At 73.0% G+C, this 19,196-nt stretch carries 13 protein-coding genes; 11 read left to right on the forward strand and 2 right to left on the reverse strand.

The window, feature by feature from the left end:
* The first annotated feature begins 11 nt into the window (after positions 1-11).
* The 4 genes from ACIP9H_RS08155 to ACIP9H_RS08170 all read left to right on the forward strand — a co-directional run bounded on the left by ACIP9H_RS08155 (position 12) and on the right by ACIP9H_RS08170 (position 3,842).
* Positions 12-1,334 carry a UDP-glucose dehydrogenase family protein gene (locus ACIP9H_RS08155; protein ID WP_401595188.1) on the forward strand — a complete coding sequence of 441 codons (1,323 nt, stop codon included), beginning with the start codon at positions 12-14 and terminating at the stop codon, positions 1,332-1,334.
* Positions 1,335-1,393: 59 nt separating this feature from the next.
* Positions 1,394-2,113: a polyprenol monophosphomannose synthase gene (locus ACIP9H_RS08160; RefSeq protein WP_401595185.1), complete on the forward strand. Its 720-nt coding sequence runs from the start codon at positions 1,394-1,396 to the stop codon at positions 2,111-2,113.
* An 89-nt stretch (positions 2,114-2,202) separates the two neighbouring features.
* Entirely contained in the window at positions 2,203-2,754 is a 552-nt protein-coding gene (locus tag ACIP9H_RS08165; RefSeq protein WP_401595066.1) for a GtrA family protein, read from the forward strand.
* A complete protein-coding gene (locus ACIP9H_RS08170) occupies positions 2,751-3,842 on the forward strand; it encodes a sugar phosphate nucleotidyltransferase (RefSeq protein WP_401958234.1) in 1,092 nt (363 codons plus the stop codon). The genes ACIP9H_RS08165 and ACIP9H_RS08170 overlap by 4 nt, the downstream gene beginning before the upstream one ends.
* 12 nt (positions 3,843-3,854) lie before the next feature.
* Here the strand turns inward: ACIP9H_RS08170 and ACIP9H_RS08175 are convergent, their stop codons facing one another.
* A complete protein-coding gene (locus tag ACIP9H_RS08175; RefSeq protein ID WP_401958236.1) occupies positions 3,855-5,090 on the reverse strand; it encodes a nucleotide sugar dehydrogenase in 1,236 nt (411 codons plus the stop codon).
* Between the two features lie 791 nt (positions 5,091-5,881).
* Between ACIP9H_RS08175 and ACIP9H_RS08180 the strand changes: the two genes are divergently transcribed.
* The 7 genes from ACIP9H_RS08180 to ACIP9H_RS08210 all read left to right on the forward strand — a co-directional run bounded on the left by ACIP9H_RS08180 (position 5,882) and on the right by ACIP9H_RS08210 (position 18,369).
* Positions 5,882-7,588 (forward strand): glycerol-3-phosphate dehydrogenase/oxidase, encoded by a 1,707-nt coding sequence (locus ACIP9H_RS08180; protein ID WP_401595059.1) that lies wholly within the window; start codon positions 5,882-5,884, stop codon positions 7,586-7,588.
* Between the two features lie 114 nt (positions 7,589-7,702).
* Entirely contained in the window at positions 7,703-9,331 is a 1,629-nt protein-coding gene (locus ACIP9H_RS08185; RefSeq protein ID WP_401595056.1) for a protein kinase, read from the forward strand.
* A 121-nt stretch (positions 9,332-9,452) separates the two neighbouring features.
* A complete protein-coding gene (locus tag ACIP9H_RS08190; protein ID WP_401958239.1) occupies positions 9,453-11,312 on the forward strand; it encodes a protein kinase in 1,860 nt (619 codons plus the stop codon).
* Between the two features lie 81 nt (positions 11,313-11,393).
* Positions 11,394-13,265, forward strand: coding sequence for a protein kinase (locus tag ACIP9H_RS08195; protein ID WP_401958617.1), 1,872 nt, complete (start codon positions 11,394-11,396; stop codon positions 13,263-13,265).
* A 76-nt stretch (positions 13,266-13,341) separates the two neighbouring features.
* A complete protein-coding gene (locus tag ACIP9H_RS08200; RefSeq protein WP_401595050.1) occupies positions 13,342-14,781 on the forward strand; it encodes a serine/threonine-protein kinase in 1,440 nt (479 codons plus the stop codon).
* 124 nt (positions 14,782-14,905) lie between these two features.
* Complete coding sequence (locus ACIP9H_RS08205) at positions 14,906-16,525, forward strand: succinic semialdehyde dehydrogenase (protein ID WP_401595047.1); 1,620 nt, start codon at positions 14,906-14,908, stop codon at positions 16,523-16,525.
* 14 nt (positions 16,526-16,539) lie between these two features.
* The gene (locus ACIP9H_RS08210; RefSeq protein WP_401595044.1) at positions 16,540-18,369 is read left to right on the forward strand and encodes a GMC oxidoreductase; all 1,830 of its coding nucleotides are present in this window, start codon (positions 16,540-16,542) and stop codon (positions 18,367-18,369) included.
* Between the two features lie 475 nt (positions 18,370-18,844).
* Here ACIP9H_RS08210 and ACIP9H_RS08215 read toward each other — a convergent pair whose 3' ends face one another.
* Complete coding sequence (locus ACIP9H_RS08215) at positions 18,845-19,132, reverse strand: chorismate mutase (RefSeq protein WP_401958243.1); 288 nt, start codon at positions 19,130-19,132, stop codon at positions 18,845-18,847.
* Positions 19,133-19,196 lie beyond the last annotated feature (64 nt).

The raw sequence follows: 19,196 nt of genomic DNA on the forward strand, positions 1-19,196 counted from the left end.
AGACCGTGGCCCTGCGGCTCACCGTCTTCGGCACCGGATATCTCGGTGCCACCCATGCCGCCTGTATGGCGGAGCTGGGGCACGAGGTGCTCGGCGTGGATGTGGATCCGGACAAGATCGCGGCGCTGCGCGCCGGACGGGTCCCCTTCTACGAGCCCGGGCTCGAGGAACTGCTGGTCAAGCACACCGCTTCCGGGCGGCTGCGCTTCACGACCTCGTACGAGGAGGCCGCGGCCTTCGGCCAGGTGCACTTCGTGTGCGTCGGCACTCCGCAACGCACCGACTCCGGTGCCGCCGACCTGCGCCATGTCGACGCGGTCGTGGACGGGCTGCGCGCGCACCTCGGTGACGCCCCGGCGCTGGTGGTCGGCAAGTCCACCGTCCCGGTGGGAACGGCCGAGCGGCTCGCCGGACGACTGGAAGGGAAGGCCGAGCTCGCCTGGAACCCCGAGTTCCTCCGCGAGGGCTTCGCCGTGCAGGACACCCTGCGCCCCGACCGGCTGGTGTTCGGCGTACGCTCCGAGGCCGCCGAGGCGCTGCTGCGGAAGGTCTACGCCCCGGTCGTCGACGCCGGCACGCCGGTGGTCACCGCCGACTTTCCCACGGCTGAGCTGGTGAAGACCGCGGCCAACGCCTTCCTCGCCACCAAGATCTCCTTCATCAACGCGATGGCCGAGGTGTGCGAGGCTGCCGGCGCCGACGTCTCGGTGCTGGCCCGGGCGATCGGCCACGACGAGCGCATCGGGTCCCGCTTCCTGCGCGCCGGGATCGGCTTCGGCGGCGGCTGCCTGCCCAAGGACATCCGGGCCTTCGTCGCGCGCGCCGAGGAACTGGGCACCGGCCGGTCGCTGGCATTCCTGCGCGAGGTCGACGCCATCAATCTGCGGCGCCGCGAGCGGACCGTGGAGCTGTCGCGCGAGCTGTGCGACGGCAGCTTCGAAGGGAAGCGGGTGGCCGTGCTGGGCGCGGCGTTCAAGCCGGACTCGGACGACATCCGTGACTCGCCGGCCCTCGACATCGCCTGCTGCATCCACCTCCAGGGCGGCGAGGTCACCGTCTTCGACCCCGAGGCCATGGACAACGCCCACAAGGCGTACCCGGCGCTGGGCTACGCGGTCTCGGCCCCGGACGCGGTGCGCGGCGCCGACCTGGTGCTGCACCTCACCGAGTGGCCGCAGTTCGCGGCACTGGATCCGGCCGAACTGGCCGCCGCAACCCCCCGTCCCCGGATCATCGACGGCCGGGGCTTCCTGGACGGCGCCCGCTGGGCCGCCGCCGGCTGGGAATTTCACGCCCTGGGCCGTCCGGCCCAACCAAGACAGGAGCGACCGTGAACACTCTCGATCCGGCCCACTTCCCTCCGTTGTGGGGGAACGTTCCGCTGACGGTCGTCATGCCCACGTACAACGAGGCGGCCAACCTGCCAAGGATCGCGGATATCGTGATGCGGCTGCCGCTGCCCGGCCTGCATCTGAAGGTCGTGGATGATTCGAGCCCCGACGGTACGGGTGCGCTCGCCGAGCAACTGGCTGAGAAGTACAACGACTTCGGTGTGTATCCGCGCATGAGTGTACTGCACCGGACCACCAAGGACGGCCTGGGCAGGGCCTACACCGAGGGAATGCTGGCGGCGCTCGACGAGGGCGCCGAGTTCGTGGTGCAGATGGACGCGGACGGCAGCCACCCGGCCGAGGTCATCCCGCAGATGCTGGGCACCGCGCTGGCCACCGGGGCGGGCTTCGTCGTGGGCAGCCGGTACGTGGACGGCGGCTCCCTGGACGAGGAATGGGGCAAGCACCGGCAGCTGCTGTCGCGTTTCGCCAACCGCTACGCGCGTACCATCCTCGACACCAAGATCCGCGACATCACCGCCGGCTTCAACCTCTGGCGTGCCCAGACGCTGCGCGACGTGGACCTGCGGACGCTGGACAGCGCGGGCTACAGCTTCCAGGTGGAGCTGAAGTTCCTTGCTGCGCGCAACGGCCACAACGGTGTGGAGATCCCGATCCGCTTCGAGGAGCGCACCGAGGGCGTCTCCAAGATGAATCTCGCGACGCAGATCGAGTCGGCTCTGGTGCCGCTGCGACTGCGCATGCGCAACCGCCGGAGCTGAACCGGAGACCGTCGGCCGCGGCGCGGCCGACGGACGACCCAGAGGACCACGAGTCACGAGACTGCTGAGACAAGGGACATGACTTCACCATGAGCGGACGGCACGCGCTTCCTTCGCGGTTGGGACACCTGTACCGCGAGATCGCGAAGTTCGGCCTGGTGGGGCTCTCGGGCTTCGTGGTCAATCTCGCGGTCTTCAACTTCATCAGGCACGTCGCCCAGTGGCAGACGGTGCGGGCGAGCGTCCTGGCGACGGTCGTGGCGATCATGACCAACTACCTCGGCCTGCGGTACTTCACGTACCGCGACCGCGACCGAGGCCAGGACGGCCAGAAGAGGGAGCTCGGGCTCTTCCTCTTCTTCAGCGCGGTCGGCCTGGTGATCGAGAACTCGGTGCTCTACGCAACCACCTACGGATTCGGCTGGGACGGGACGCTCGCCAACAACATCTTCAAGTTCGTCGGCATCGGCGTTGCCACCCTTTTCCGCTTCTGGTCCTACCGGACGTGGGTCTTCAAGACCGCCGCCGACGGCACGGAGGCAACCGCCCCCGTCCAGCACGGCGGAGCGCCCGCCTACCGAACTGCGCCGGCGGCGCCGTCCTCCGAACCCCTCCTGAACGTTTACTGGGAGAAGACATGAGCGAAGCGATTCTCCTCGTCGGCGGCAAGGGCACCCGGCTGCATCCGCTGTGCACCTTCACCCCCAAGCCCCTGCTGCTCGTCGCCGGGGTACCGCTGCTCACCCACCAGCTGGCACGCGCCGCGGCCGCGGGGGTGACCAGGATCGTCTTCGCCACGTCCTACCTCGCGGAGCTGTTCGAGCGGGAGTACGGCGACGGTGCCGGACTGGGCCTGGAACTCGTCTACGTCACAGAGACCGAGCCCCTCGGCACCGGGGGCGCGATCCGCAACGCCGCCCGCCATCTGACCTGCGGTCCCGACGAGCCGGTCCTGGTGTTCAACGGGGACATCCTGAGCGGCCTCGACATCGCCGGCCTCCGGGACGGCCACCGCGCCACCGGTGCAGACGTCACCCTGCACCTGACCCGGGTCCCGGACCCCCGGGCCTACGGGCTGGTCCCCACCGACGGCACGGGCAGGGTCACCACCTTCCTGGAGAAGCCGGAGCGGCCGGAGGAGATCGTCACCGACCAGATCAACGCGGGCTGTTACGTGTTCACCCGGTCCGTCATCGACTCCATCCCCGGGGACCGGGTGGTCTCCGTCGAGCGCGAGACCTTCCCCGGCCTCCTGGCGGCCGGCGCCCTGCTGCGCGGCGTCGTTGACACGACGTACTGGCTGGACCTCGGCACGCCGTCGGCCTTCGTCACCGGGTCGGCCGACCTGGTGCGCGGGTACGTGTCCTCGCCCGCGCTTCCCGGTCCGGCGGGGGAGGCCCTGGTCCTGCCGGGAGCGCGGGTCGACCCGATGGCAGTGCTGACGGCAGGCACGGCGGTGTGCGAGGGCGCCGTCGTGGAGGCCGGTGCCGTGGTCGAGGGCAGTGTCGTGCTGCCCGGGGCGCGCATCGGGCGGGGGGCGCTGGTGCAGCGGTCCGTGGTCGGGCGGGGGGCCGTCGTCGGTGAGCGCACCAGCGTGGTCGGCGCGGTGGTGGGCGACCACGCCCACGTGGGCCCGCACAACGAGCTCCCGGCGGGCGTGCGCGTCGACTGCGGCGTCCGCCTCCCCGAGAGGGCGGTCCGCCTCTCGGCGCCCACCTCGTCGGTCTGAGGCCCGGGTGGCTCACAGGCGGGCGGCCGCACCGACCGGGGTGGCGCCGCGGGTGTCCAGCATGAGCTGGGCCTTGGCGGAGAGGCCCTGCATGTCGTAGGTGCGGTGGTGCTGGAGGAGCACCGTGAGGTCGGCCTGCGCCGCCGCCTCCCACAGGGAGTCGGCGCGGGGCACGGGGCGGTCCAGCACACGCCACTCGGGGGCGTAGGGGTCGTGGTAGCTGAGCTGCGCGCCGAGTTCGATGAGCCGGGCGCCGATCTCCCGGGCCGGGGCGCCCTCCTGGTCCGGCAGGTCGGGCTTGTACGTCACCCCGAGCAGCAGGACGCGGGCGCCGCGCAGCGACTTGCCGTGCTCGTTGAGGAGCGCGGCGGCACGCTGCACCACATAGCGCGGCATGCGGGCGTTGACCTCCTGCGCGTACTCCACCAGCCGCAGCGGGTGGCCGCGCATCCGGCCCTGGTACGGCGGGTGGTTGGGGTCCAGCGGCATCGTGTGGCCGCCGACCCCCGGGCCCGGCCGGAACGCCTGGAAGCCGAAGGGCCGGGTCTCGGCGCAGCGGATCACGTCCCAGACGTCGACGCCGATGTCGTGGCAGAAGACGGCCATCTCGTTGGCCAGCGCGATGTTGACGTGCCGGTAGTTGGTCTCCATCAACTGCACGGTCTCCGCCTCGCGCAGGCCTCTGGCCCGTACGATCCGCTCGGTGAAGCGGGCGTAGAACGCGGCGGCGGCCTCCGTGCACGCGGGGGTCAGGCCGCCGATCACCCTGGGGCCGGCGAAGCCGCGGACGGGGGAGTAGGCGAGATGGAAGCCGTGGCCCGCCCGCAGGCCCGAGCCCTTCTCCAGCAGCGGCCGCAGGAACTCCTCCGTCGTGCCCGGGTACACGGGCGACTGCAGCACCACGGTGGTGTGCGGACGCAACTGCGCGGCCAGCGTGCGGCCGGCCTCCTCCAGCGCGGACAGGTCGAGTTCCCGGTCCTCGCCGACGGTGACCGGCGCGCAGATCACGGCGGTCCTCACGCGGCCCAGCGCGGCCGGGTCGGAGGTCGCGCGGAAGCCGGCCGCCAGCATCCTGCGGACGTCCGCGGCGGCGAGATCCCCGGACGGCCCGCGCAGGCCCGCGTTCACCGCGTCCACGGTCCCCTCGTCAGGGTCGTACCCGATCACCCCGATCCCGGCGGCGCAGGCCGCCTGCGCGAAGGGCAGGCCGGCATGGCCGAGTCCGATGACTGCGAGGTCTGCGGGCATGGGGGCCTCTTCCTGCGTGCGGTACCCAAACAGCTCGAAATCAGGCTAACCAGACAGATAGCTGATATGACCGCACGCCACGCTGCGGGGCGCTGCGCTTCGCTTGACCGGGCCTGGGTTTTTCCCCCGCCCTCCCACCCTCCCCCAACCTTCGGCCGGGGGTGCCCCCAGCCCGGCGCGGTAAGTGCGGGCCCCGCACGTGTGCTGTGGGGTCGGTGCCGCGCCGGGGTACGTCCTCAGCGCTCGCGGGTCGGCCCTGAAATTGGTGTACCGCGGTCGCCGCTCGTCGCTTCCGGGCGCACCCCGCCACACCCCCTCCCGGGCCGGTTGCGGCGACTGACGGCCGGTGGGGTGTCGGCGGGCGGTGACGGCTGCGCACTTGGACAGCGCGGCGCCTACGGGTGCCCGAGCACGGTGCCGCTTCACACCACCCACCGGGGATCAGGCGCGATACGAGACGGAGGGGGCGGGGGAGGTGGGGGCACCTCCCAGCGGTAGCTGGGGGAGGGTGGCGTTCTGGACTGTGGAGCATATTTGGGTGCGTGACCCGGGGCACGCAGCCGAGAGTTCCTGAGGCACCTAAATGTGCTGTCCAGAATGGCAGCTCCGGAGGGCCCGCACCCGGCCCCCACACCACTTGCGTCGGGGCGCCCGGACTTCACGGGGCACACGGGTGGGAGGGCGGGGAAAGGGCCGGGTCCCACAGGTAGCAGGGGCGGGCGGGGCGGGTAACGATCGTGGGGACGGGGAATGCGCTGTGGCGCGACCTGGCGTCACCACGGGAGGCTCGGATGCTGACGGCGACATTGGGACCGGCGGAGCGCGCCTCCGCGCTCGCCCGAATGGCGGAGCAGGAACTGGACGTGCTCGTGGTCGGCGGCGGCGTCGTCGGCTCGGGGACGGCGCTGGACGCCGTGACCCGCGGACTGTCGACCGGGCTGGTGGAGGCGCGGGACTGGGCGGCGGGGACGTCGAGCCGGTCGAGCAAGCTGATCCACGGCGGCCTGCGCTATCTGGAGATGCTGGATTTCGCCCTGGTCCGGGAGGCCCTGAAGGAGCGCGGGCTGCTCATCCAGCGGCTGGCCCCGCACCTGGTCAAGCCGGTGCCGTTCCTCTATCCGCTGCAGCACCGCGGCTGGGAGCGCTTCTACGCGGGGGCGGGCGTGACGCTGTACGACACGATGGCGCTGTCGTCGGGCCACAGCCGCGGCCTGCCGCACCACCGGCACCTGTCGCGCAAGGGCGCGCTGCGCGTGGCGCCGTGCCTGCGCAAGGACGCGCTGGTGGGGGCGCTGCAGTACTACGACGCGCAGATGGACGACGCCCGCTACACGATGACGCTGGTCAGGACGGCCGCCGCGTATGGCGCGCTCGCCGCGAACCGGGCCCGGGTGATCGGTTTCCTGCGTGAGGGCGAGCGTGTGGTCGGCGCCCGGGTCGAGGACGTCGAGGGCGGCGGTGTGTACGAGGTGCGGGCCCGGCAGATCGTGAACGCCACCGGGGTGTGGACGGACGACACGCAGGCGCTGATAGGCGAGCGCGGGCAGTTCCACGTCCGCGCGTCCAAGGGGATCCACCTGGTCGTGCCGAAGGACCGCATCCACTCCTCGACCGGGCTGATCCTGCGCACCGAGAAGAGCGTGCTGTTCGTGATCCCGTGGGGCCGGCACTGGATCGTCGGCACCACCGACACGGACTGGTCCCTGGACAAGGCGCACCCGGCGGCGTCCAGTGCCGACATCGACTATCTGCTGGAGCATGTGAACTCCGTCCTCGCGGTGCCGCTCACCCGTGACGACGTCGAGGGTGTGTACGCGGGACTGCGGCCGCTGCTGGCCGGGGAGTCGGAGGCGACCAGCAAGCTGTCGCGCGAGCACACGGTGGCGCATCCCGTGCCGGGGCTCGTGGTCGTGGCGGGCGGCAAGTACACGACGTACCGGGTGATGGCCAAGGACGCGGTGGACGCCGCCGTGCACGGGCTGGACCGGCGGGTGGCGGAGTGCTGCACGGAGGACGTCCCGCTGGTCGGCGCCGAGGGCTACCACGCGCTGTGGAACGCCAGGGCGCGCATGGCGGAGAGCACCGGCGTGCACGTGGCGCGCATCGAGCACCTGCTCAACCGCTACGGCTCCCTGACCGAGGAGGTGCTGGCGCTGATCAAGGACGACCCGTCCCTCGGCAGCCCCCTCGCCAATGCCGAGGACTACCTGCGGGCCGAGATCGTCTACGCCGCCCTGCACGAGGGCGCGCGCCACCTGGACGACGTGCTCACCCGCCGTACCCGCATCTCCATCGAGACCTTCGACCGCGGCACCCTCAGCGCCCGCGAGGCGGCCGAACTCATGGCGCCCGTGCTGGGCTGGGACAAGGAGCAGGTGGAGAAGGAGGTCGAGCACTACCGCAAGCGGGTGGAGGCGGAGCGGGAGTCGCAGCGGCAGCCGGACGACCAGACGGCCGACGCGGCCCGCCTGGGCGCCCCGGACATCGTGCCGCTGTAGCGCGCGGGAGCGCAGGTGGGCGGGGGTTCCGTGTGGCCTGGACCACGGCGCCCGCAGGTGCCGTGACGGGGCCGGATATCGTTCCTTCTGGCAGATCGCAGGAAGGGGCGCGCGATGTCCGACCTCGGACGCCTGGTGGCAGGGCGGTACCGACTCGTCGAGCGGATAGGCCGCGGCGGCATGGGCACTGTCTGGCGGGCCGAGGACGAACTGCTCGGACGCCCGGTGGCCGTGAAGAAGCTGCATCCGCCGCAGCCCCATCTGCAGGACGACGAACTGGAGACGCTCTTCGAGCGCACCCGGCGCGAGGCGCGCAGCGCCGCCCGGATCAGCCACCCCAATGTCGTGGTGGTCCACGACGTGGTGGAGGACGAGGGCCTGCCGTCGATCGTGATGGAGTACGTGCCGGCCACGACGCTGGGCGACCGGCTGAAGGAGCGCGGGCCGGTCGCGCCCGAGGAGGCCGCCCGCATCGGCCGCGGCATGATCGCCGCCCTGCGTGCCGCGCATGCCGCGGGCGTGCTGCACCGGGACGTGAAGCCGGGCAATGTGCTGCTGTCCGACACCGGCCGGGTGGTGCTGACGGACTTCGGCATCGCCCAGGCGTCGGGGACCTCGACGCTGACCCGCACCGGCGAGCTGATCGGCTCGATCGACTTCCTGGCGCCGGAGCGGCTGACGGGTGGCACGCCGGGTCCCGAGGCGGACCTGTGGGCGCTGGGGGCGACGTTGTTCCAGGCGGTCGAGGGGCGCTCGCCGTTCCGCCGGGACACCGCCATCGAGACCGCGTACGCCATCGCCACCGACGAGGTGCCCGTCACGGGCCGTGCGGGCCCGCTGGGGCCGGTCATCGCCGGGCTGCTGGTCAGGGAGCCGGAGCGACGGCTGCCGGCGCAGGAGGCGGAGCGGATGCTGCGCGGCCTCGCCGCCGAGACCGCGACGGCGAGCGTGCCGCGGGACGTGCTGTCCCACCCGCAGCAGCCGCTGACCGGGCCGACCGCGGTCGTCCGCCCCCCGGCCGGTCCGGTGACGGCCCCCGTCACCGCGATGCCGCAGGCTCCGGCGCCCGCCCAGGCGCCGCCGCCCGTCCGCCGGCGGCGCGCCCCGCTGTGGATCACCGCCGCTGTCCTGGTCGCGGTCCTCGCCGGGGGCGGGGCGTACGCGGCCCAGCACTTCGGCGGCGTGGACGACACCGGCGCGGGACCGACCGGACCGTCTTCGCAGGCGTCGAGCAGCACGCCGTCCGCCCCCACGTCGCCGCCCGCCTCGCAGCCGCCCTCGTACAGCCCGTCCCCCGTCCCGGTCGGCTACCACATGGTCGACGAACCGGACCGGGGCTTCTCCGTGCCGATTCCCGACGGGTGGACGCGCCAGGTCAGCGACGACGGCCAGCAGATCATCTACGTCGACCCCACCGAGCTGGTCGGCCTGCGCATCGGCACGCTGGACTTCGCCGGGCCGAGCCCGCTCCAGCACTTCAAGGACGAAGAGGCGCAGACGATCCCCAAGCTGGACGGCTACGAGCAGCTGCGGATGCAGAGCACCCAGTGGCGCGGACGGCCCGCCGCCGTATGGGAGTTCACCTTCGAGGGCAAGGCACGCACCTTCCGCGCGATCGACCTCGGCTTCGGCGATCCCGGACAGCGGGAGTTCGCCGTCTACCTCTCCGCTCCGGCCGCCCAATGGGCCTCCGACCGGCGGGTGTTCGAGAACGTCGTGGCCGGACTCGTGCTGCACGACTAGCACAGGGTCAGGGCGGGGTGGGACCACGGGGCATTGTCAGGGATGATGGAGCTCTCCATCCCGCGGTCGCCGAAACCAGGCGATGAGGGAGCTTCATCTTCAGCGACTGCAGAGGGAATTCATGGGTCAGGCGCACGACACCGACACCGACCACCGCCTCCTCGCCGGCCGCTACCGGCTGGGTGCCGTGCTCGGCAAGGGCGGCATGGGCACGGTGTGGCGGGCCGTCGACGAGACCCTGGGCCGTACCGTCGCCGTCAAGGAGCTGCGCTTCCCGGGCAACGTCGACGAGGACGAGAAGCGCCGCCTGATCACCCGCACCCTGCGGGAGGCCAAGGCGACCGCCCGGATCCGCAACACCGGTGCGATCACCGTCTTCGACGTCGTCGAGGAGGACGAGCGCCCCTGGATCGTGATGGAGCTGGTCGAGGGCCGCTCGCTGTCCGACGCGATCCGCGAGGACGGCCCGCTGACGCCCAAGCGCGCGGCCGAGGTGGGCCTGACCGTCCTCGACGTGCTGCGCGCCGCGCACAAGGAGGGCATCCTCCACCGCGACGTGAAGCCGTCCAACGTGCTGCTCGCCAAGGACGGCCGGGTGGTGCTCAGCGACTTCGGCATCGCCCAGATCGACGGCGACCCCTCGGTCACCTCCACCGGCATGCTCGTCGGCGCCCCCTCCTACATCTCGCCCGAGCGGGCCCGCGGCCAGAAGCCCGGACCGCCCGCCGACCTGTGGTCGCTGGGCGCGCTGCTGTACGCGTGCGTGGAGGGCCGGCCGCCGTACGACAGGGGATCGGCCATCGCCACCCTCACCGCGGTGATGACCGAGCAGCTCAAGACGCCCGCCAACGCGGGCCCGCTGGCCGGAGCGATCCAGGGGCTGCTCGCCAAGGACCCCGAGGAGCGCCTCGACGACGCGGCCGTGCGGCCGATGCTCACCGAGGTGGCCACCGCCCCGGCCGTGCCCGTCGGCCCCGCGCCCGACGCCACCCGCGCGATGGCACTGCCCACCGATCCGCAGCCGACCCCCACCGACGCGCCGCCAGCGACCCGCGAGGCCGCCGCCGACCAGGCCGCGCTGCGCGCCGCGAAGACCAAGCCCGAGCCGGCCCCGGCGCCCGCGGCGGCCACCGCGGCCGCACCGGCGTCGTTCGCCCTGCCGCCCTTCCTGCGGGACGAGCGGCACCGCAGGACCCTGCTGATCGTGGCGGGCGTGGTCGTGCTGGCCGTGCTCGGCACGATCATCGGCGTCCTCGCGGGCGGCGGCGACGACGGCACGGGCTCGGGGGCGTCCCCCGCCCCCTCCACCTCGTCGAGCACCAAGTCCGGTGACAACGGCGGCGTCCAGGACGGCAAGGGCGGCAAGGGCGACGACACGTCCGGTGACGGCCAGGGCAAGAACGAGGACGACGGCAAGAGCGACAACTCCGGCAAGGGATCCGGCTCCACACCCTCGTCCGGCGACAACTCCGGTTCCGGCAAGGGCTCCGGCAGCGGCTCGGACGACGGCTCCGCCGGTTCGGTGCCGTCCGGCTGGCAGACCTACGCCTCCTCCGAGGGCGGCTTCTCGATCGCGCTGCCCGCCGGCTGGGAGGCGAACAGCAAGGGCAACGGCTACGGCAGCGGCCGGATATTCAACGCGAGCCACAGCCCGCGCGTCCAGATCGACTGGACGAAGACGCCCGGCAAGGACGCGGCGAAGGCGTGGAGGGACCAGGAGCCGAGCACCCGCAGTGCGTACCCCGGTTACCAGCGGATCGCCATCGAGCCGGTGTCCTGGCGCGGCTACCGCACCGTCGCGGACTGGACGTTCACCTTCACGTCGCACGGCACCAGGATGCGGGCGGTCAACCGCGGTTTCGTCACCGACGACACGCACGGCTACGCCATCCTCTTCACCGCCCCGGACGCCGAGTGGGACAGCCCGGAGACCAAGGCGATGCTGGCGTCTCTGTACAACACCTTCAAACCGGCCAAGTGACGCCGCCCGAGCACGTATCGTGAATCATTGCGGACTGTCCGCATCCAGATCGGACCGGATCTGACGCTTTGGGGAGGCGTGGTGGACGACTACGCGGGACGGGTACTGGCCGACCGCTACCGCCTGCCGCGGCCGCCCGCCGACGAGTACGAACTCGTGGAGACCCGGGCCTTTGACACCTACAGCGGCCAGGAGGTGCTGGTACGCCAGGTCCTGCTGCCGGAGGTCGTCGGCGCCGAGCCGGAGCCGTACCGCGGTGACGGCGGGGACACCGCGCGCCGGGCCCTCGAGGCCGCCCGCGCGGCGGCGTCCATACCCGACCACCCGCGGCTGGTGCAGGTCTTCGACATCTTCGTCGAGGACGGCAGCGTCTGGATAGTGAGCGAGCTGGTGTCGGCCCGGCCGCTCGCCGTGCTCCTGGCCGACAAGAGGCTGAGCCCGTACCGGGCCGCCGAGGTCGGCAACGACGTCCTGACCGCGCTGCGCGTGCTGCACGCCCACGGCTGGACCCACCGCAATGTCACCGCGGGCACCGTGCTGGTCTGCGACGACGGCCGCGCGATGCTGTCCGGCCTCGCGGTCGGCGCCGCCCAGGAGGCGCTGTGCGGCTACAACACGCTGCCGGTGCCGGCGCTCGCGGGCGGCGGCGAGGAGGACGCGGGCGGCGGCAGCTGGGAGGGCCCGCACTCGGTGCTGGAGCTGGAGCGCGCCCGGCAGGCCCGGCTCACCGTGGTCGGCCCGGTCACCGAACGCTGGGCGCCGGAGCAGGCCACCGAGGTCCACGAGAACTGGCAGCTGGCCCCGCCGGTCGGCCCCGCCGCCGACCTGTGGGCGCTGGGCTCGCTGCTCTTCCGCAGTGTGCAGGGCCACCCGCCGTTCCCCGAGGAGTCGACCACCGAACTGGTGCAGCTCGTCGTCGCCGAGCCCCCCGCGTTCGCGGAGGAGTGCGGCCCGCTGCGGCCCGTCGTGGAGTCCCTGCTGCGGCAGGACCCCGAGGAGCGGCCGGACGCGGAGGAACTGCGCGGCTGGCTGCGCTCCCTCGTGCGCTCCGCGCCCGAGCCGGACCTCGGGCTGCGCACCGTGCCGGTGCCCGCCGACGACGCGCACAAGCTGCCCGTCGTACGGCGCCGGGGCGAGCTCGTCCGGCGCCGCAAGGCCGCCGCCGATCCGGTGCCGGCGCCCCCGGCCCACGGCCGGCACAAGCGGTCCAAGGCGCGCACCAAGCCTCAACGGGGGCCGCGCACGCTGGGGTTGATGCTCGTCGCCCTGGTCATGGCACTGCTGGCGGCCGCCGTGGTCTACGCCGTGGTCTTCCTGCCCCGCGGCGGCGGCACCGACGAGGGCGGCGCGGACCCCGCGCGGACCCTGCCCGCGCAGATGCCCGGTGGCGACGACAAGCCGCAGGGCTCGCACGCCCCGTCCTCGCACGCCCCGCCCTCGCGGACGCCGGTGAGCAGCCCCCCGCCCAGCCGGCCCGCGTCCCCCGACAACACGGTGACCACCGGCCTCGGCGGCGACTTCCAGCTGCGCACCGACCCCGCGGGCTTCCACTTGGCCGTGCCCAACGGCTGGCAGCGCAGCGGCAAGAACGGCGACGGCCAGATCCGCTATGCCGGCGGGGACTACCAACTGCTCGTCGTCCCGGGCCGCGACTCCGTCGCCGACAAGGGCAGCGACCCCATGGCGTACCAGAACGACGAGCCGGAACTGGCCGGCTTCCGCGCCTCCGGCTGGTCCTCGGCCTCCGGGCTGCGCCGTCTCGACATGGGCGGAGTGCCGGCCGCGGAGGGGGAGTTCAGCTGGAGCGACACCTCGGGGCAGCAGCTGTTCGCGCGCAACCTGGTGATGATCCGGGACGGCAAGTACCACGTCGTGCTGGTCGTCGGCCCGGACAGCCGCCGCTCGGACGTGAAGCGGTACTTCGAGAAGGCGGCGGAGACGTACGGCACCTGATCCGTCCCGCTCCGGTCCCGCCGCGCGGAACCGGAGCGGGGCGGTCCGGCGTCGAACAGGCCGTGGGGGCAGAGGAATGATCGGAAGCGCGAGCGGCAGCGGCAGCGTGCTGGCCGGACGGTACCGGCTGGGCGACCTGATCGGCAGCGGCGGCATGGGCCGGGTGTGGGAGGCCCAGGACGTCGTGCTGCGGCGCACCGTCGCGGTCAAGGAGCTGACCCTCGGCGCCCATCTCGCCGAGGAGGACCGGGCGCTGCTCCAGACCCGCATGCAGCACGAGGCCCGCGCGGCGGCCCGGATCAGCCACCCGGGGGTGGTCACCGTCCATGACGTCGTCGAGCAGGACGGCCGCCCGTGGATCGTCATGGAGCTCGTCGACGGCCGCTCCCTGGAGGAGGCGATCCGCGCGGACGGCCCGCTCGCCCCGCGCGAGGCCGCCCGGGTCGGCGCCGCGGTCCTGGACGCGCTGCGCGCTGCGCACGCCGCGGGCGTCCTGCACCGCGACGTCAAACCGGCCAACGTGCTGCTCGCCCGCGACGGCCGCGTGCTGCTGTCGGACTTCGGCATCGCCGTCGTCGAGGGCGACGCGGCCATCACGCGCACCGGCGAACTCGTCGGCTCCGTCGACTACCTGGCCCCCGAACGGGCCCGCGGCGACCGCCCGGGACCCGAGTCCGACCTGTGGTCGCTGGGCGCCACGCTCTACGCCGCGGTCGAGGGGCGCTCGCCCTTCCGCCGCACCTCGGCGATCGGCACGCTCCAGGCGGTGGTGTACGAGGAGCCGCCCGAGGGCGCCGGCGCCGGACCGCTGGGGCCGGTGATCGCGGGCCTGCTGCGGAAGGAGCCGGCCGCGCGGACGCCCGCGGACCGGCTCGCCGCCGCCCTGTCGGTCGTCGCCGCGGGCGGGCCCCGCCAGGAACGCCCCCGGCCGCGGCGCGTCCGCGCCGCGCTCGCCGTGTCGGTCGCGGTCGCCCTGGTCGCGGGCGCCGCGGTCCTCGTCACTGTGCTGCGCGACCACGGCCACGGCGGCAACGGCGGTTCGGCGGCCGCTTCCACGGCCGGGGTCCCCGCCGGATACGAGCGGGTCCACGACCCGGCCGGGTTCAGCGTGGCCGTACCGCGCGGCTGGAAGCGGCAGTTGGACGGCGACCAGATCGACTACACGCCCGACAACGGTGCGCACCGCCTGCGCATCGGGATCGAGCGGCAACCGGCGGAGCCCAACCCGTACATGCACCTGCTCGGGCTCGAACAGGACGTGCGCGCGCTGCCCCGCTACAGCCGTGTGCGGCTGCACCAGAACACCTTCCGCGGGGGCGACGGCGCGCTGTGGGAATTCACGTGGACCGCGGGGAACGAGAACCCCGGGCCGCGCCGCGCCGTCGACCAGGCGTACCGCGCCCCGGACGGCACCGAGTACGCGATCTACATGGGCGCCCCGGCGGCCGACTGGCCCGCCTCCCTCGCCCGTTTCCAGGTCGCGCTGCAGACCTGGCGGACCGGATCGGGGGCCTGAACCACGCGTCCCGGAGCCCCCGCAGGGACACCTGAGGCGTTCTTGCCAGCTTTTGCTGGCGTAATTGTGAAAAGTAGCTACTGACGGGTATGCACGCGGTGTCGTCCCGCCGTACTCTCCCGCCATGACGGACTTCCCCCCAAGTGGTCCCGCCGGTCCGGCCGGCGACGGCAATCCGGTCGCCCCCTCCGGCAGCAGGACGGCCGCTGACGTGGTCACCCCCGACCTGGTCGCACGGCTCACGCGGGGCGTGGGCGGCAGCGGCCGTACCGCGAACCACACGCCGCTGACCGGCGAGACGCTGGCGGAGCTTCCCGAGTCGACGCCGCAGGACGTGGCGGCGGCGTACGACCGGGCCCGGGAGGCCCAGCGGGCGTGGGCGGCCACCTCGGTCCGCCGCCGCGCGGCGGTCCTGCTGCGGTTCCACGACCTCGTGCTGCGCCGGCAGGCCGAGGTGCTGGACCTCATCCAGCTGGAGACCGGCAAGACCCGGCTGCACGCGCACGAGGAGGTGCAGGCCGTCGCGGTCGCCGCCCGCCACTACGGCCTGAAGGCCCCGTCGTACCTGCGGGCCAAGCGGCACACGGGCGCGATCCCGGTGCTGACCAAGGTCACCGAACTGCGCCACCCGCGGGGCGTGGTCGGGCAGATCGCCCCCTGGAACTATCCGCTGGAGCTCTCGATCGGCGACGCGCTGCCCGCCTTCGTCGCGGGCAACGCCGTGGTCATGAAGCCCGACACGGAGACCGCGCTGACCGCCCTGTGGGCGCGCGAGCAGCTGATCGAGGCCGGGCTGCCGGCCGACGTGTGGCAGATCGTGATCGGCGAGGGCCCGGTCGTCGGCCCGGCCGTGGTCGAGCACGCCGACTACGTGTCGTTCACCGGCTCGACCCGCACCGGCCGCGACGTCGCGACGCGCGCCGCCGCCCGCCTGGTCGGCGTCTCCCTCGAACTGGGCGGCAAGAACGCGCTGCTCGTCCTGGAGGACGCCGACCTGGACAAGGCGGCCGAGGGCGCGGTCCGCGCCTGCTTCTCCTCCGCGGGGCAGCTGTGCATCTCCATCGAGCGCCTCTTCGTGCACGCGTCGGTCGCCGACGCCTTCCTGGAGCGCTTCACCGCCCGCACCAGGGCCCTGAGGCTCGGCACGGCCCTCGCCTACGGCGCCGGGATGGGCTCGCTGGCCGGCGAACGCCAGCTGGAGACCGTCACCCGGCACGTGGAGGAGGCCGTCGCCAAGGGCGCGACCGTCCTCACCGGAGGCCGGCCCCGGCCCGACGTCGGCCCGTTCTTCTTCGAGCCCACGGTCCTGGACGGGGTGGAGGCGCCGATGGCGGTCTGCACCGAGGAGACCTTCGGGCCGGTCGTCTCCGTCTACCGCTTCACCGACGAGGACGAGGCCGTCGCGCGCGCCAACGCCACGCCCTACGGCCTCAACTCCAGCGTCTGGACCAAGGACGCCCGCCGCGGCGCCCGGGTCGCCGCCCGCCTGCGCAGCGGCACCGTCAACGTCAACGAGGGCTACTCGGCCGCCTACGGCAGCGTGCGCTCCCCGATGGGCGGCATGAAGGACTCCGGCCTCGGCCGCCGGCACGGCTCCGAGGGCATCCTGAAGTACACCGAGGCGCAGACCGTGGCCACGCAGCGGCTGCTGCCGATGGCCCCGTCGATGGGCATGGACGACGAGAAGTACGCGGCGTTCATGAGCCGCAGCCTCCGCGCGATGAAGGCGCTGAGGCTCCGCTGATGGGGGACGGGCCGATGACGCAGAGCCAGGACGACGGCCGGGACGACGGCCGGGACTACGACGTGATCGTGATCGGGTCCGGCTTCGGCGGGGCCGTCTCCGCGCTGCGCCTGACCGAGAAGGGCTACGCGGTCGGCGTCATGGAGGCGGGCCGCCGCTGGACCCGCGAGAGCCTGCCGAAGAACTCCTGGCACCTCAAGGACTACCTGTGGGCGCCGTCCCTCGGGCTGTACGGCATCCAGCGCATCCACCTGCTCGACAACGTCATGATCCTGGCGGGCGCCGGGGTCGGCGGCGGCTCGCTCAACTACGCCAACACCTTGTACGTGCCGCCGAAGGCGTTCTTCGAGGACCGCCAGTGGGGCCGGATCACCGACTGGCGCGAAGAGCTCGCCCCCTACTACGACCAGGCGCAGCGGATGCTGGGCGTGCGCCTCAACCCGACCATGACCCCCTCCGACATCCACCTCAAGGCCGCCGCCGAGCGGATGGGCGTCGGCGACTCCTTCCACATGGCCCCGGTCGGCGTGTTCTTCGGCGACGGCAAGGACGCAGTCGAGGAGGGGGCCGGCGGCGGCGCCGAGGCAGCGCCCGGCGGCGAGGTGCCGGACCCCTACTTCGGCGGCGCCGGACCGTCCCGGCGGGCCTGCACCGAGTGCGGGGAGTGCATGACCGGCTGCCGGCACGGCGCCAAGAACACCCTCAACGAGAACTACCTGCACCTCGCCGAGAAGGCGGGTGCGGTGATCCACCCCATGACCACGGTCACGGCGCTGGCGGAGAACCCCGGGGGCGGCTACGACGTCTCCGTCGTCCCCACCGACCGCCGCAAGGCCGCCCCCCGCGTGCTGCGCGCGCGGTACGTGGTCGTCGCGGCCGGCACCTACGGCACGCAGACGCTGCTGCACCGCATGCGCGACGCGGGCCGGCTGCCCGGTGTCTCGGCCCGGCTCGGCGAGCTGACCCGCACCAACTCCGAGGCCCTGGTGGGCGCGCAGACCGACAGCCGCCGCTACCGGAAGCGGACCGGCCAGCAGCGGGTCGACTTCACCCGGGGCGTGGCCATCACGTCCTCGATCCACCCGAACGACAGCACCCACATCGAGCCGGTCCGCTACGGCAAGGGCTCCAACTCGATGGGCGGCCTGTCCATCCTCCAGGTCCCGCACGGCACGAGACTGCCGCGCGGCCTGGCCTACCTCGCGCACTGCGCCCGCCACCCGGTGCTGCTGATGCGCTCGCTGTCCAACCGCCGCTGGTCCGAGCGCACCATCATCGGCCTGGTCATGCAGTCCCTGGACAACTCGCTGACCACGTACCGCAAGCCCAAGGGACTGGGGAAGGGCCTGCTCACCGCCCGCCAGGGCCACGGCGCGCCCAACCCGGACTTCATCCCCGAGGGCGCCGAGGCGGCCCGGCTGCTGGCCGAGGAGATCAACGGCTTCGCGGGCAGCAACGTCGGCGAGTTGATGGGCACGCCGCTCACCGCGCACTTCCTGGGCGGCTGCGCGATCGGCGAGGACGCGGAGCACGGCGTCATCGACCCGTACCACCGGCTGTTCGGGCACCCGGGCATCCATGTGGTCGACGGTGCCGCGGTGTCGGCGAACCTCGGCGTCAACCCGTCGCTGACCATCACCGCGCAGGCGGAACGGGCGATGTCTCTGTGGCCCAACAAGGGTGATGCCGACCCGCGTCCGGCCCAGGGCGAGCCCTACCGCCGGGTCGTGCCGGTCGAGCCGAAGCAGCCGGTCGTCCCGGGGGACGCCTTCGGCGCCCTGCGCCTGCCGCTGCTCCCGGTCCCGCCGGTGCCGCCAGTGCGGCAGGTCCCGCCCACGTCCTGACGGCCCCGTCGTTGCGGGGCGGCGGACGGCGACTCACTCGATCGTGGGCCGGATGTCTGCCCAAGTGCCGCGAAATGAGTAGTGTGTTCCTCGCAGAGCGGCCGGCCCCCGGCGTCCCCGGAGCCGACCGCCACTTTTGAGTCGTGACCGGGCTGCTGTCCCCTGCCGTCCGGTCACATTCCACCGGAACGAGGTCCCACGGCGAGCCCGCGGTGCTTCCACTAGACGCGGGCGCGCCTCATCGTTCCGGTGCCACCCCGCCCAGCTGCGTCTGAGCGGTGTCCACGCGCGGTGTCCTGCTTTTCGACGTCTTGTTGTTCCTGCTGTCCCTGCTACCCCTGGCCCAAGGTGACCGCGCCTGGCTGGCACGGACACCGGATTCAACGAAGGCACCCGGAGGCGGTCACGTGCCGTACGGGTGATGCCCCCCGAACGGGTCACTCGGCCCGTCCCGGGGGCTGCTCACCCGCCCGCGTCAGACGCGGCCGCGGCACAGCTCCAGCAGGGTCATCGCCAGGGTGGTGCCGGGCCTGCCCAGCTCACCGCGGAAGCGGGCGAGGACCTCCATCTCGCGGGCCAGGTGCACCCGGCGGCCGCCGGACTCGATCCTGGCCCGCTGGATCCCGGCCGAGACGGTCATCCGTTCTCGGATCAGCGCGACGATCCGTGCGTCGAGGTCGTCGATGCGCTGCTGCCCGCCGGCGATCACGGTCTCGGCGTCCGGAGTGTGCTCCTGCTCGGTGGGTGCTGCCGTGCCGCTCATGGGTCTCTCCTCGGTTGGTCGGGGCCCCTGGCCCGCCCGGGGAGGCATACGCCAGACGCCCCGG

The sequence above is a fragment of the Streptomyces sp. NPDC088732 genome (genome assembly GCF_044751205.1).
Classification (GTDB): Bacteria; Actinomycetota; Actinomycetes; order Streptomycetales; family Streptomycetaceae; genus Actinacidiphila.